Raw genomic sequence first — 15,237 nt, forward strand, 5'->3', positions numbered from 1 at the left:
CGGCCGGCTGGGCCAGGGCGGGCGCGGCCGCCAGGACCGCCAGGCCGCAGACGGCGATGAGCAGGGCGCGGCGCATCAGAAGGTGTAGTTCACGCCGATCCAGCCGCGACGCCCGTCGCCCTGGAAGTCGTAGTCGGCGACATTGATCGCCTCGTCGCCCAGATTATAGACACCCGCCTTAAGGCTGACGGCTGGGGTCACGCGCCAGTTCGCCCCGACGTCGATAGTGGTGTAGCTGGGATAGCGCCGCCCGACCTGGGTCGAGCCGTTCAGGATCGGCTGGCCGTTCGCCCCCACGCGCAGGCCGGCGTTCAGCTCGGCTCCGTGATAGTTGACCGCGCCCCACAGGTTCAGCCGCTCGCTGACGTCATAGTCGGCGCGCAGGTTGGCCATATGCTCGGGCGTGCGCGACAGCGGCAGACCCTTGTAGGTCCCCGACTTCTGCTCGGATTCGGTATAGGTGTAGCCCGCCTTCAGACCCAGGCGGTCGATGGGCCGCCAGCGCCCCGAAAGCTCCACGCCCTGCAGATCGGCGTCCTGAAGATTGTACCAGTAGTAGAGGCGATAGTTCGGGTTCTCGCTCCAGCGGGCGATGGTCCCGTTGGCGTTATAGACCAGGGCGCTGTCGATCTTGTCCTTGAAGGCGGTGCGGAACACCGTCGCGCTGGCCGACAGGGTGGTGGACGGGTTCCACAGCACGCTGATCTCATAGTTGGTGCTGGTCTCGGGTTCGATGTTCGGATCGCCCAGGATGACGCCGCAGGTCCCGTTCGGTCCGACCGAGCAGTTGGCGCCGCCGGTGGTGTAGGCATAGCCGGTCGCCACCTGACGCAGTTCGGGCGCCCGGAAGCCGGTGGAGACGCCGCCCTTGATCGTCCAGGCCTCGGCCGGGGTCCAGACCGCATAAAGACGCGGGCTCCAGTGCGAGCCATAGCGTTCGTGGTCGTCGAAACGCAGGCCGGCGGTCAGGGCCAGGCGGTCGTTCAACCGCCATTCGTCCTCGACGAACAGAGCGCGCTGCCATACGGTGAAGGTTCCCGGCTGGGTCGCGCTGACGCCGGGGTTCAGATCGACCAGCTTGTTCTCGATATACTGACCGCCGACCACCAGCTGGTGATCGCCCAGGCGCGACCCTTCCAGCGGGATGTTGAACAGGGCGTCATAGACGGTGTTGGTCAGTTCGGGCGCGCGCGCGTCCTGAGTGAACGAACCGCTGCGCTGGGTGAAGGTCTTTCGCTGGGTCTGTTCACGCAGCACCGACAGGGCGCTAGTCCCCCAGTCCCAACGGCCGTTCCAGCCCAGGGAGGCGGCCGTCCGCTCATTGGTGTTGTAGTTGGACGCGGCCGTGGCGGCCAGGGTCGCGCCGGCGGTGTTCTCGCGCCGGACATCGGTGCGGTCGACCTGCAGCAGCACCTCGTGATCCGTATTCGGCGTCCAGGCCAGGCGGCCGGTCAGGTTCCAGTCCTCGCCGCCGTTGACGCCGCCCAGGATGCGATCCTCGTCGCGCTTGTAGGTGCGGCCCCAGATCTGCGCGCCCAGCACGCCGTCCGCCAGCGGCCCGGCCAGATAGCCCTGCGCCTGGCGCCAATCGCCCGAAGCGTTCTTCTCCTGGGCCACATAGTCGCCGCCGATGGAGCCGCCCCAGCGCTCGGGCACCTTCTTGGTGATGATGTTGATGACCCCGCCGATGGCGTCCGATCCATACAGCGACGACATCGGCCCGCGCACCACCTCGATCCGCTCGATGGCGCCGGACGGCGGGGTGAAACTCTGTTCGAAGCCGGCGTTGCCGTTGACCCGGCTGTCGCGCGTGGACTGGCGCTTACCGTCCACCAGCACCAAGGTGTAGCTGCCGGGCAGGCCCCGAATGAAGACGTCCTGATTGTTCGACCCGCCGCTGATCGACACGCCCTCCACGTCCCGCAGCGCATCGGTCAGGTCCGCGTTTGGTCGATTGGCCAGGGTCTCTGCCGTCACCACTGAAATCGAGGCCGGCGCCTCCACCACCCGCTGCGCGCGCGTCGAAGCCGTGACCACCACATCCTCGAGCGCCGCGGGCTGCTGCGCCTGGGCGAGCGCCGAAACGGGCGCAACGGCGAAAACGGTGGCGAGCAACAGGTGACGGCGCATGACGAATCCTCAAATCCGCCTCGCTGTTAATGAGAATAGTTATCAAATGCAAGAATGAGGGATGATGTTGCTCAGTTCAACGCATCGGCGCTGGCGTCGCCCAGGTCGTTGCCGCCGTCGACGTTGAGGATGGCTCCCGTGACGTAACCGGCCGCTTCGCTGGCCAGATAGAGGGCCGCCTGGGCGATGTCCTGGCGGGTTCCGTAATCCCGCAGGGCCAACCGTCCCTTCAAGGCGGCCTCGGACACCGGATCGGCGGTCAGACGGGCCATGCCTTCTGTATCCTTGATGGGTCCGGGCGAGATGGCGTTGACCCGCACGCCGGCCGGTCCCCATTCCAGCGCCAGGCATTTGACCACCATGTTGACGCCGGCCTTGGCGGCGCAGGCGTGCACCTGGAAGGGCATGGGATTGACGGCCTGACCCGCCGTGATGGCGATCAGGGCCGCGCCGGGCTTTCGCAGATAGGCGAAGGCCGCGTGGAAGACGTTGAAGGTGCCCAGAAGGTCGATGTCGACCACCGTCTTGAACCCATTGGCCGACAGCTTGGCCGCCGGCGCCAGGAAATTCCCGGCGGCGCCGGACACCAGGACATTGATGGGGCCATGGGTTTCGGCGACCTCGGCGAAGATCGCTTCCAGCTGGTCATGGTCTCGGACATCCCCGGCATAGGCCGTCGCATCGAGGCCAAGCGCGCGCAAACCCTCGGCCGCAGGCTCGATCCGTTCGGGATTGCGACTGAGGATGACCACCCGCGCCCCGGCCCGGCCATAGGCCTCCGCGATGGCAAGGTTGATCCCCCCGGAGGCGCCGGCGATGAAGGCGACCTTGTTCTCGAACGACGGTTTCATGTCGCGTCTCCTGGCGCTGGGCCGCGCATCATGGCGGCGATGTCTGGATGCTCCCTGATCCTGGCGGTCATTCTTTCGAGAAACAGCAGGGCGACCTTGGGCGGCCGAGAAAAGATTTCGAAGACCGAGATCAGGCCTTCATCGTTCAGGAGCACCCAGTCGACGCCGGACAGGGCCTGCCCCTCCACCTCGGCTTCGAAGCGCAGGATCAGGATGTCGCCATCCGCCACGACATCGGTGTAGCTCAGGCGATCGAACGACGCGGCCGCGAACCCGAGAAGCGGGGCCACAAGCCCCCGGCCCCTCCAGGATTTTCCATAGGTCGGGGGACGCAACTCCACATCCTCGGCCAACAGACTGTCCAGCGCACCCGGAGCCTTGTCCTGGAACGCCGCGATGATGCGGGCGCTGACTGCGTCTGTCGGCATGGTTCAAGGCCTCGTGCTTCGCGCCTCGTGGACGGGGCGTCGGACGCCTATTTGGCGCCCATGCGGATGGCGCCGTCCAGGCGGATCACTTCGCCGTTCAGCATGGGGTTGGCCACGATCGACGACACCAGATGGGCGAACTCTTCCGGCTGTCCCAGACGGCTGGGGAACGGCACCTGCTTGCCCAGCGAATCCTGCGCCTCCTTGGGCAGGCTTTCCAGCAGGGGCGTCCAGAAGATGCCGGGGGCGATGGTCATCACGCGAATGCCGTAGCGGGCGAACTCGCGTGCGACCGGTAGGGCCATGCCGACGATGCCCGCCTTGGAGGCCGCATAGGCCGCCTGGCCGATCTGACCGTCGAAGGCGGCGACGCTGGCGGTGTTGATGACCACGCCGCGCTCCTCGCCCACCGGATCGGCGTCGTGCAGACGGGCGGCGAACTTGGACATCACATTGAAGGTGCCGATCAGATTGATGGCGATGATCTTGTGGAACAGCTCCAGGGCCAGGGGCTGGCCATCCTTGCCGATCACCTTGTTGGGCGGGCCGATGCCGGCGCAGTTGACCAGGATGCGGGCCTTGCCATGCAGACCCACGGCCTCTTCCAGGGCGCCGGCGACCGCCTCGGCGTCGGTGACGTTCACCTGAAGAAAGGCACCGCCGATGCTGTCGGCCAGGGCCCGGCCGGCTTCGGCGTTCAGATCGAAGATCGTCACCTTGGCCCCGCCCTTGGCGAGGGTTCGCGCCGTCGCGGCGCCCAGGCCGGATGCGCCGCCGGTGACGATGGCCGGGATGGCTTCGGTGATCATGGTGTTCTCCAACTGGAATGCGAACGGGGACGACGCCCGATGGCGGGCGTCGAAGGGAAATCTTGGGACGCGGCGCGGCCGCCTTGTTCGGGCGCGACTAGACCGGGGCGGGCGCCGCCTCGCGTTCGGCGGCCTCGATCAGGACGCCGCGCACGACCTTGCCGGTCGGGGTGCGCGGCAACTGGTCCAGGATCATCAGCTGGCGCGGATGCTTGTATCGGGCGATCCGGCTTTCCAGGAAGGTGCGGACGGTCGCCAGGTCCACGGTCGCGGGGTTCACCCCGGGACGCAGAACGGCCGCCGCCGCGATCCGGCTGCCCCAGCGGGCGTCGGGCACGCCAAACACCGCCGTCTCCTGAATGTCCGGGTGCTCCAGAAGCGCCGCCTCGACCTCTGACGGATAGACGTTCTCGCCGCCGCTGATCATCATGTCGCGGGTGCGGTCGACCACGGTCACCAGGCCCGTCTCGTCCACGAAGCCGGCGTCGCCGGTCATGTACCAGCCGTCGCGGAGAACCTTGGCCGTCTCGGCGGGGCGACGCCAATAGCCGCCCATGATGGAGGCGCCCCGCAGGGCGATTTCGCCGACCTCGCCCGTGGCGGCTTCCTCAACACGCTCGTTGACCACCTTCAGCTCCAGGCCCTTCTGCACGCGCCCGGCGGCCCGCAGGGGCGGGTTCTCGCCCAGATGGTCGTCGGGCGACAGGCTGACGGCGGCCGCCGTGGTTTCGGTCGCCGCATAGACCTGGGTGAACTGGCAGCCGAACACCGTCATGCCGCGCTGAAGCGTGGGCAGGGAGATGCCCGATCCGCCATAGATGATCGACTGCAGGCGTGCGTGGTTCAACGCCTGCACGCGCTCGTCGCGGCTCAGCATGTCGATCAGGGTCGGCACCAGCGGCATGCGCGTCACCCCGCCCTGGTCCAACGCCTTGAGCGCGCTGTCCGGCGAGAACTCGCGCAGCAGATAGACGGCCCCGCCCTGCAGCAGGGTGAACAGGGTGAAGTTCGCGCCGATGGCGTGGAAGACCGGAAGAGCGATCAGACAGACGTCGCCCGGCGCCCATCGGCCGATGCCGCTGTCGGCCCAGGCGCGATAGGCCGCCATATGGTTCAGGTGCGTCTGGGGCACGCCCTTGGGCACACCGGTCGTACCGCTGGTGTAGAGTTGCAGGAAGGGGGCGGCGGCGTCGCCGACCGGGGCGATGTCGGCGGCCTCTTGAGCGGCCGAGCGCAGGGACGGCAGCACGCCATCCGCGCCCGCGCCCGCGACCCAACCCTTGCGACCGCCTTCGGCCAGGGGACCGGCGAACTCTTCCGACACGATGACCAGGCGCGGCTCGCTGTCGTCGAGAATGGCCTCGACCTCGCGAATGGCCAGTCGCCAGTCGCCCTGAGGGCGTGGACCAGGGTCGCGGTCAGCTTGGCGCCCGAGGCGCCCAGCGGGTGGCCCAGGGCGATGGCGCCGCCGTTGACGTTCATCCGCTCCGGGTCCGCGCCAAGGGTGTTCGCCCAGGCCACCGGCACGCTGGCGAAGGCTTCGTTCACTTCGTAAAGGTCGATGTCGTCCAGCGACAGTCCGGTGCGCTCCAGCGCCCGGCGCGTGGCGAAGATCGGCTCTTCCAGCATGATCAGCGGATCGCCCGCCGTGACCGTCATGTTGTGGATGCGCGCGATGGGCGTCAGGCCGTGGGTCTGGAGCGCGCGTTCGCTGACCACCAGGACGGCGGCGGCGCCGTCGCAGATCTGGCTGGCGTTGGCGGCCGAGATCACGCCGCCGTCGTGCAGCAGCTTGACCGATCCGATCGATTCCAGGGTGGCGTCGTAGCGGATGCCTTCGTCCCGGCGGTGGACCTGCGGCCCTTCGGGCGTGTCCACGGTCAGCTCGACGATCTCCTTGTCGAAGGCGCCCGCCTCGGTGGCCTCGATGGCGCGGCGGTGGCTTTCCAGGGCGAAGCGATCCAGGGTGTCGCGGTCCAGTCCGTGCTTCTTGGCCAGCATTTCCGCGCCCAGGAACTGGCTGAAGTTCTGGACGCCCCATTCGGCCTTCAGCTTGGCGCTCAACGGCCCTTCGCCGATCCCGGCCTTTTCGTGCAGGGTGAAGTTGGAGAACATCGGCACGCGCGTCATGCTTTCGGAGCCGGCGGCGATGACCACGTCCTGGACGCCCGACATCACCGCCTGGGCCGCGAAGGACACCGCCTGCTGCGACGAGCCGCACTGACGGTCGATGGTCACCGCCGGCGTCGAATTGGCCAGACGCGAGGACAGGACGGCGTTGCGGCCGAAGGCGAAGGCCTGTTCGCCGGCCTGCATCACACAGCCCATGATGACGTCGTCGACCCCTGCCGGGTCCAGCCCGCTGCGCTCGACGACCGCGTTCAGCACCTCTGCGCCCAGATCGACGGGGTGCCAGCCCGCCAGCCGTCCCGCGCGCTTGCCGCCTGCGGTGCGAACCGCCTCAACGATATAGGCCTCAGCCATGATCCGATCCTTCCGGTGTTGCGAGGGTCAGCCCGGACGCCTCTCTGACTCAGAGGCCTAGGGCCGCCCGACGCACCGCGCCCCCGACGAAAGTATGGCGGGCGCCGACCGGAATCGGCCGGGGACCGGGCGGCGTCAGATCAGGTGTAGGTCGCGCGCCAGCCGCACCGCGCTGGCCCGATTGCGGACCTCGATCTTGGAGAACAGATTATGCAGATGCCATTTGACGGTCGGCACCGCGATGCCCAGACGCACGCCGATCTCCTGATTGCTCAGGCCGCCGTCCAGGAACTCCAGCATCTCACGCTCGCGCTCGGTGATCTGGAACCCGGCGTCGTGCGCCTCGGCCGTCTGCACCAGGCGCGCCTCGGCCCGGACCTCCAGCCCCAGCAGGTCGCAGAACCGCCGCCACGCGCGGGGATTATTGCCCAGAGGCGTGCGCTCTCCGGCCTCGGCCAGTTGTTTGAACATCGGCTCGATGAAGCGGCGTTCGCGCAGGAACGGCCGGTACAGCCCGTCGCGAACCGCCGTCTCGGCGCATTGGATCACCAGCCTGAGCGCGGTGGCCTGTTTGCCCATCCGGTACAGGGCCGAGGCGCGCAGCAGGGTCAGTTGCATGTCCGCCAACCCCCTGCCCTTGCGCTGGGCGTCGGTGATACCCGGCACCAGCAGGTTCAGCGCCTGCTCCAGATTGCCTCGGCGGATCTGAAGGCGGGCCTGGATGCCTATGTTCAGATCTCGCAGCTGCCAGCCATGCGCCAGGAAGTGCGGGTCCGCGCTCTTGGCCGCGTCCATGCGCGCATCGAACACCGCCACCGCGTCCTCCAGCACCGCCAGGTCCACGTCCTTCTGGGTCACCGCCTCCAGCCTGTAGGCCTCGCGGATCAGATTGATCGCCGGCGACCGCAGATGGTTCTCAAGCCGACGCTCTTTCCAGTTCAGGCTTAGGGCGCGCGCCACGGACGCCGCGCAGACGACGATCAGGGGCAGGCCGTGCTCGTCGTCGGACTGTTCCGCCTTCTCAAGGTCCGAAATCGCGCCCTCGTCGTCGCAGGCGTACCATTCGACGGAGGCCGCGACCAGGCGGGCGACGCGTGCGATGGGGGCGTGCGGCCCCATCAGGGCCTCGACGGTTCGGATCGCCTCCCTGGCCTTCAGCCCGCCCTCGTTGACCTTGCCCTTCAGCAGACTGGTGAAGGCCGTCAGGGCCAGGACCCAGACGCGGCCATAGGAGAAGTCGGTCTTGTCGATGGCGAAGCGGGCGCGGTGCATCGACTGCTGCGCGCTGTCGAACGACCCCTGGGCCAGTTCGGCGACGGCGGCGGCGCAGTACATGACGCATTGGTTGAAGGCCGAACCGGGCGCGCCATCGGCCAGCCAGCGGTCCACCGTCCGCCGCAGGGTCGGCTGATCGTCGCTGAAGGCCGACAGGGTGGCGGCGATCACCGGATGGGCCGCATCGTCCAATCGGTTCTGCACCGCCAGGGCGTCGCGCCAGCGCCCGCTGAACACCAGGCTCCACAGCCACCAGTGCTTGACCCCGTCACTGAGGTCGGTTCCGCGCTCGACCAGGGTGTCGATCCACTGGGTGAACAGAAACACCTTGCCGTCCAGCGCCAGACGGCTGTCGCCGTAATCCTCGATCATGGCCAGGACATCGTCGCCCCCGGCCTTCAGGGCGTAGCCGATGGCCTGTTCGTGTTCGCCCCGTTTCAGATGCCAGGCGCTGGCCCGCGCATAGACGTCGCGGGCCGCATCGTCGGCGCCCGCCTGTCGCTGCGACAACAGGAAGTCGCGGAACAGCGAGTGAAAACGGTAGCGCCCCGAACCTTCGACCGTCTCGGTGATGAAATAGTCGTCCTTGGGCAGGTTCTGGAACCGCTGCTGCGTCTCCTGGCGCCCGAACACCTCGTCGATCATCTCCGCCGTCATCTCCTCCAGCAGGGCGATGTCGCGAAGAAACGCCTGACGGGGCGCGGGCAGATGGTTGAAGAAGGCCTTGCTGAGATAGCGCGCCACATCGGATTTCGGCCCCGACAGGTCCATGCCGCGCGCGGCGGCGCCGTCCGTCTGATCCAGCGCCAGGCGCAGAAGCTGCACCGCCGCCGGCCAGCCCTCGGTCATCTCGACCAGGCCGAACAGGGACAGGGACAGGTCGCGCCCCCCGTCCGGCGCCAGAATCTGGGCCGCCTCGTCATTGGTGAAGGCCAGGTCCCGCGCGCCCAGTCCGGTGAAGGCGCCCGCCATGCGCCAGGTCTCGAACATGAACTCCGGCACGCCGCGCGACGAGACGACGAAGTTGACCAGGTCATCCGTCTCGATCAGCAACTGATCGAAGAAACGGTTGGTCGAGGGCGCCTCGATGAAGTTCCAGTTGTCGATCAGGACCACGACCGGCGCAGCGGCGGGACCGCCCTGCGGCCCCATGCCGACGGTGGCGCGATAGGCCAGGGAGGCGAAATCCTCACCCGGCAGGGCCTCCAGCGAGAACAGGCGCGCCAACTGGGCGGTCAGCATCCGCGACAGCCAGGCCGCATCGCGATCGGCCTCTGTCACGCTCAACCAGAGGCAGGCCGCGCCCGCGTCGCCCAGCGCGCGGAACGCCTCGCTCATCAGCGTCGTCTTGCCATAACCCGATGGGGCGCAGATCAGGGTCAGGCGCTTGGTCAGGGCCGCCGTCCGCACCCGCTCGGTCAAGGCCGGGCGGGCGATCTGATTGGGATGGGCGCGAGGCGGACGGACATGGGCGGGCAAGGCGGCGCGGACATCAAGCGGATCCTGAGGCCCGTTCAACTCGTCCGTCATGCAGCGCTCCCCCGCCTGATCTTCGTCCGCGTTTGGTGCGGGCGTTCGATCCCGTTTTTCCGGGATCGCCATTGCGGGTCATGCCAGCATCCGCCTCTCGTCAGGTCAAGAGACGCGGGCGCCTTCGGGCCGCTTGAGGGAGACGCGGTTCGCGCGCCTCCCGCTGTGGTCATGCGTCAGAAACGATATCGGGCGTTCAGGCCGTAGGTCCTCCGCTCGCCGCGCACCAGGAAGTCCACGCCGATCGAGTTGCGAAGGTCCAGACCGTAGGAGAAATACTCCTCCTCGAAGATGTTCTTCACATAGGCGCCGATCGACAGCGGTCCGCGCTCATAGCTGGCCTGAAGATTGGCGACCCAATAGCCGTCCTGCTGAAGATTGGCGTTGCCGTTCTTGTCGTTGAAGGGCGAAAGCCAGGTATGGCCGGTGTAGACCACGTTCGGCCGCACGATGAAGGCGCTTTCGCCGTCGTCGAACAGACGGATTTCCGCATCGGCGTTCAGCGTCATCTCGGGCGCGTTCGAGAAGACGTTGCCGCTCAGATCCACGCCCGCCAGCTCCAGCGTCTTGTACTCGCTGTCCAGATAGCCGAAGCCCAGGTTGAAGGTCAGGGCGTTGGTCGCGGCGAAGGTGGCGTCGAAATCCACGCCCAGCACCTGGCCTTCCGGCGCGTTGCGAAGGAAGGGAACGATGCCGACGATCTCCTGCAACTGCTGATTCTTGTAGTCGTAGAAGAAGACCGCCCCGTTCATGCGCAGGCGCCGATCCAGGAAGCGGCTCTTCAGGCCGATCTCATAGGCGGTGACCTCTTCCGGCTCGACGAAGGTCAGCTGCGTCGGCGATGCATAGGCGGTGCCGTTGATCGCGCCGGAGCGATAGCCGCGGCTGTAGCTGACATAGGCCAGCACGTCTTCGGCCACGTCGTAGTTGAGGATCAGTCGGCCCGTCACGCTGCTGGAGTCGGTCTCAAGCGACGGGCAGCCCGGCGTATCGGGGCATTTGGAGCCGGGCGGCGCCAGGAAGGGAATGAAGTTGAACTGCGGCACGCCGGCGTAGTTGCGGGCGGTCGAGCTGACATCGGTCAGTTCCAGATCGTCGCGCGTATAACGCAGGCCCGCCGTCAGGGTCAGCCGGTCGGTGATGTCCCAGTTGCCGTCGCCATAAATGGCCGCCGACTTGCGCGTCTGGGTGAAGCGGTGATCCACGTTGAACCCGCTGAAGACGCCCGGCACGCCGCCGAACAGGCCCGGATAGGGCGGAGGGGCGAAGATGTTGGGCGGATCGAACGCCGGCAGGCCCGGCACCCCTTCCAGGAAGCCGAAGAAGTCGTAGGTGTTGAAGGTCTTGTTCTGATCCCAGCCGTAATAGGCGCCGATGATGCCGCGCACCGGGCGGCTGGGATCGGACGCGATACGAATGTCCTGGCTGAACTGTTCGTAGTCCGAATACCAGTTGATGTTGAACTCATCGACAGGACCGCCGTCGGCGTCCTGATCGACGCGCAGTTCACCCTTGTCGTAGGCGGTGATGGAGATCAGGTCCCAGGCGCCGAGCGCCAGCTTTCCGGTCACCGAAATCCCGCTGGCCTGGGCGCGGTTATGACCGACATAGTTGGTCGCGGTCTCGTAGAAGCCCATGTCCTTGGGCCGCGAATAGCCGGTGATGGGGTTCACGCCGCCGGGACCCGAACCGATCACGAACGGCGGCTCGCCGGTCGGATTGCTCTCGCCGGTATAGGCCCGCACCAGGAAGGACAGATCGTCCGTCGGCTTCCACAGCAGCGAACCGCGAATGGCGTAGTTGTCGATCGAGCGTTCGTCGGGATTGCCGGGGAAGAGGTTCTTCAACTGGCCGTCGCCCTTCTCGACCGTTCCCGCGATGCGGAAGGCCAGCCGGTCCTCGACCAGGGTCCCGCCCGCCGCGCCCGTCAGGGACCAACGGTTGAAGTTACCGTATCCACCCTCGACGAAGCCGTTCAGAGGCGCGAACTCGGCCTTGCGGGTGATGATGTTGATGGCGCCGCCGACGGTGTTGCGGCCGTAAAGCGTGCCCTGCGGCCCCTTGACCACCTCGACCCGCTCCAGATCGAACAGGTTCATGCCCTGGGCGAAGCGGGCGCTGAGATACACCTCGTCCAGATAGACGCCGTTGGGCGAGGCCTGGTTGGCGTTGAACTCATTGGCGACCGAAACGCCCCGCAGGCTGAAGTTCGGCTGGGTCTTGCCGTACGGCGAACTCACCTGAAGGTTCGGCACGATGGCCGAAAGCGAGGCGGTGTCGACGATCCCCTTGTTCTCCAGGGCCTCGCCGCCGATGGCGTTGATCGCCATGGGCACGTCCTGAAGGTTCTGGCTGCGGCGGTTCGCCGTCACCACGATATCGTCGACCGTGGCCGCCTGCGGCTCGGCCGGCGGGATCGGCGACGCCGTCTGGGCCATGGCCCCTCCGGCGCCGAAGCCGCCCGCCAGGGCGACGCTCAACGCCAGAATCGAAGTCTTCGTCTTGGGCTTCATGGTTTCCCTCCATCGTCGCAATTATCGCGATCTTGAGAGGGTGGTACGCGGCCCGCCGAGGCCTGGCCCCATACTTAAGGTTTGGCCTCGGCGATATCTTTGAGCCGCGCCTGGGTTCCGCTGGACATATCCAGGAAGCGATCGGCCAGAATCCGGTCGGACGCCCAACCCTGGGCCGCCAGACTGTCGGCGCAACTGTCGACCATGATCGGCGGACCACAGAGATAGGCGTGGCCCGCCGCGCCGCCGAAGCCGTTGAACTGCTCAAGCGCCGAGGCGGCGAATCCACGCATCCCGATCCAGTCGCTATCCTCGGCCTCGGCCGACAGGATCGGCGCGAACCGCCAATTCGCGGGCCAGCGCTCGGCCAGGGCCTGGATCCGCTCCAGCCCGAACAGATCCGCCTGGGACCGCACCGCCAGGAAGAAATGCACGTCGCGCGTCTGGCCGCTGTCGAGCGCGTGCTGCAGCACGGCCAGGATCGGGGCCAGGCCCGTTCCCCCCGCGACGCACAGCATCGGCGCCTCGTCTTCCGACAGGCCGAAGCCGCCCAGCGGTCCCTCGACCGTCGCCTTCTCGCCCGTGAAGTCCCTGGCGAACAGCGCCTCGGTGAACTGGCCGCCGGGCGCCAGGCGAATCATGAACTCAACCTCCTGCCCGACCTGCGGCCGGCACGGCGTGGCGAACGAGAAGGACCGCGCCACCGGCACGCCCTCCAGACCGACATGAGCATACTGGCCGGGCCGATAGGTCATCGGCTCATCCAGCACGATCCGCAGCCCCATGATGTCCGAGGTCAGGCGGGTCTGGCCCGCCACCCGGCCGGACACCTTGGCGAAGTCCGCCTGAGAGCCCAGATCGACCTCGATGGTGACGTCGCTTCGAACCGAACTCTGGCAGGCCAGGATATAGCCGGCCCGCAACTCCTCCCCGGTCAGGGGCGACAGGGCGAAGTCCGTCAGCTCGACGATCTTGCCCTCGGTCAGGCGGCATTTGCAGGCGCCGCAGGTGCCCACGGTGCAGTTATGCGGAAGCGGCACGCCGGCCAGCAGCGCCTCTTCCAGAAGAACCCCGCCTTTTCTGGCCGAGAACTGGCGGCCCGCCGGCGACACGGTGATCGTGCGCGGCGGCGCGGGGCGGAACAGATTGAACATCGTCGGCTAACCTGATCAGCGCGCGGCGACGATGGTCGCGGTCGCCGGCTTGTCGATCCATCCGGCGCGGACATTCTCGGCATGGGCCAGGGCGCGCTCCTTGTCGGTGGCGAACCGCTCGTCCCAGTCCTGAAGGCGGGGCCGAATCACGGCGAACCAGGCCGGCGGCGCGAAGGCCAGCAGCACGCAGACCAGGAAGTGCGGCTGTTGCGGCCCGGTGCGGTCCGGCTCCAGCAGATAGAAGGGCTTGTAGCTGTCGACGTGGTGGCCGGCGTGGTTGGTGATCTCGAAGCTGAGAACCCGCACCAGGGGGCTGAGGTGGTTCCAGGTGTGACGCGGCGCGAACCGGCCCGGATGCTCCGTCACCAGACCGTAGTGACCGACGTAGTTGAAGATCTCCAGGCTGACGCGCGGGATCAGACAGGCGCCGGCCACGCACAGGGGCGCGACCCAGCCGCCGCCGATGACGGCCGCGGCGATCAGAAAGGCCGCAACGGCCAGGACCGCGCGAAACACCATGCCGTGCTGGGAAATCATCCCGACGCCGCGCTTGGTGCAGACCATGCGGTCCAGCTTCCAGGCGTCCAGCATCTGGTGCGCCAGGGAACGCGGCAGGAAGGCGTACAGATTGTCGCCGCGACGCGCCGTGTCGGGGTCGTTCGGCGTGGCGACGTGCAGGTGGTGGGTCACCACATGGGTCCGCTCGCGCAGGGGATCCAGGATCAGCATCTGGCTCCAGCGGCCGAACACCCGCTGCCAGGGCGACCGGCGGTGGAACAGTTCGTGGATGGCGGCGGTGATCGGCACGAAGCCGATCAGACCGGCGTTCAGACTGGCGCTGACGATGGTTCCCGTCGTCCATCCGGCGCGACCGACCTGCCAGGCCAGGACCGCGATCTGGACGAAGCCGAGCAGCACCGTGAAGATGATAACTGTGTCGTAGAGCGCCGGATAGCGTGGATCGCGACGGCTGAAATCACGCGGCAGCGCGATATCTATGACCAGCAGGGCGAGCACCAGGGCCGTACCGGCCCAAACCCAGGCGCCGCCGGCCAACAGCCCGGCGATGCTTACACACACCACGAATGGCGAGATCAGATATTTGGCAGGATCTTTCACGGGCGCCTCCATCATTTTGACGGCAAGCTAGCCCCGGGGGCCGGATCGCACCCCCACCGGAAGTTCGGGGTCGCCGGCCCGCCCGCCGCCTATGGCTGGCGCCACGTTCAAACGCGGCGACGAAGAGAGGCGAACATGGCGATCGATCTGACTATCGAGGGCAAGACGGCGCGGATCGTCCTGAACCGGCCCGAGGTCGGCAACGCCCTGGACACCGACAGTTGCCGCGCCCTGCTCGACGCCGTTCATCGCTGCGAGGCCGATCCGGCGATCCGGGTCGTGATCCTGACCGGCGCCGGGCGTATGTTCTGCGCGGGGGGCGACGTGGCGGGCTTCTCGTCGGCCGGCTCGGACCTGCCGCGCCTGTTGCGCGACCTGACGGCGCCGCTGCACATGGCCGTGGCGCGCCTGGCGCGGATGCCCAAGCCGGTCATCACCGCCGTCAACGGCGCGGCCGCCGGGGCCGGTCTCAGCCTGGCCCTGATCGGCGACATCGTGCTGGCGTCGGACGCGGCCAGCTTCTCCGTGGCCTATCCCGGCGTGGGCCTGTCGCCGGACGGCGGGGCGACCTTCCTGTTGCCGAAGCTGATGGGGCTCAGGCGGGCCCAGGCCTTCATCCTGCTGAACCGCAAACTCTCGGCGGCCGAGGCCCTGGACCAGGGCCTGGCGACGTTCGTCTGCCCGAGCGCGGATCTGGCCGCCGAAACCCAGGCCATGGCCGAACGGCTGTCGGCGGCCCCGACCCTGGCCATCGGGCGGTCCAGAATGCTGCTGGCCGACAGTTTCGCCGCCGCCCTGGAAAGCCAGCTGGAAGCCGAAGCGCGCGCCATCTCGGCCTGCGGGGGCGAGCCTGACGCCCTGGAGGGCATCGCCGCCTTCGTTGGGCGTCGCGCCCCGGTGTTCGACCGCGACTGAGCGCCAGGACCAAGCCGCTGGGCGCCCCT

10 protein-coding genes and 1 pseudogene are annotated in these 15,237 nt (G+C 67.6%); 1 reads left to right on the top strand and 10 read right to left on the bottom strand.

The window, feature by feature from the left end; genetic code table 11:
- Nucleotides 1-75 precede the first annotated feature (75 nt).
- From RTU05_RS03625 to RTU05_RS03670, 10 genes and pseudogenes are all read right to left on the bottom strand, one after another.
- Nucleotides 76-2,130 (bottom strand): TonB-dependent receptor domain-containing protein, encoded by a 2,055-nt coding sequence (locus RTU05_RS03625; RefSeq protein WP_312595791.1) that lies wholly within the window; start codon nucleotides 2,128-2,130, stop codon nucleotides 76-78.
- Nucleotides 2,131-2,201: 71 nt separating this feature from the next.
- The gene (locus tag RTU05_RS03630) at nucleotides 2,202-2,981 is read right to left on the bottom strand and encodes an SDR family oxidoreductase (protein WP_312595793.1); all 780 of its coding nucleotides are present in this window, start codon (nucleotides 2,979-2,981) and stop codon (nucleotides 2,202-2,204) included.
- Complete coding sequence (locus tag RTU05_RS03635; RefSeq protein ID WP_312595795.1) at nucleotides 2,978-3,409, bottom strand: nuclear transport factor 2 family protein; 432 nt, start codon at nucleotides 3,407-3,409, stop codon at nucleotides 2,978-2,980. The genes RTU05_RS03630 and RTU05_RS03635 overlap by 4 nt, the downstream gene beginning before the upstream one ends.
- A 47-nt stretch (nucleotides 3,410-3,456) precedes the next feature.
- Nucleotides 3,457-4,218: an SDR family NAD(P)-dependent oxidoreductase gene (locus RTU05_RS03640; protein ID WP_312595796.1), complete on the bottom strand. Its 762-nt coding sequence runs from the start codon at nucleotides 4,216-4,218 to the stop codon at nucleotides 3,457-3,459.
- A gap of 97 nt (nucleotides 4,219-4,315) precedes the next feature.
- A complete protein-coding gene (locus tag RTU05_RS03645; RefSeq protein WP_409411590.1) occupies nucleotides 4,316-5,599 on the bottom strand; it encodes an AMP-binding protein in 1,284 nt (427 codons plus the stop codon).
- 14 nt (nucleotides 5,600-5,613) lie between these two features.
- Nucleotides 5,614-6,702: pseudogene (locus tag RTU05_RS03650) on the bottom strand (acetyl-CoA C-acetyltransferase); the annotation flags it as partial.
- A 135-nt stretch (nucleotides 6,703-6,837) separates the two neighbouring features.
- Nucleotides 6,838-9,507: a LuxR C-terminal-related transcriptional regulator gene (locus tag RTU05_RS03655; protein WP_312595799.1), complete on the bottom strand. Its 2,670-nt coding sequence runs from the start codon at nucleotides 9,505-9,507 to the stop codon at nucleotides 6,838-6,840.
- 176 nt (nucleotides 9,508-9,683) lie between these two features.
- Nucleotides 9,684-12,020 (bottom strand): TonB-dependent receptor, encoded by a 2,337-nt coding sequence (locus RTU05_RS03660; RefSeq protein ID WP_312595801.1) that lies wholly within the window; start codon nucleotides 12,018-12,020, stop codon nucleotides 9,684-9,686.
- Nucleotides 12,021-12,094: 74 nt separating this feature from the next.
- Nucleotides 12,095-13,174 (bottom strand): 2Fe-2S iron-sulfur cluster binding domain-containing protein, encoded by a 1,080-nt coding sequence (locus RTU05_RS03665; RefSeq protein ID WP_312595803.1) that lies wholly within the window; start codon nucleotides 13,172-13,174, stop codon nucleotides 12,095-12,097.
- A gap of 15 nt (nucleotides 13,175-13,189) precedes the next feature.
- Entirely contained in the window at nucleotides 13,190-14,293 is a 1,104-nt protein-coding gene (locus tag RTU05_RS03670) for a fatty acid desaturase (RefSeq protein WP_312595805.1), read from the bottom strand.
- A gap of 135 nt (nucleotides 14,294-14,428) precedes the next feature.
- Between RTU05_RS03670 and RTU05_RS03675 the strand changes: the two genes are divergently transcribed.
- Nucleotides 14,429-15,208, top strand: a complete 780-nt coding sequence (locus tag RTU05_RS03675; protein ID WP_312595807.1) for an enoyl-CoA hydratase-related protein — start codon at nucleotides 14,429-14,431, stop codon at nucleotides 15,206-15,208.
- The last annotated feature ends 29 nt before the right edge of the window (nucleotides 15,209-15,237 follow it).

This window comes from Brevundimonas sp. (assembly GCF_032017145.1).
In the GTDB taxonomy this organism is placed as follows: Bacteria; Pseudomonadota; Alphaproteobacteria; order Caulobacterales; family Caulobacteraceae; genus Brevundimonas.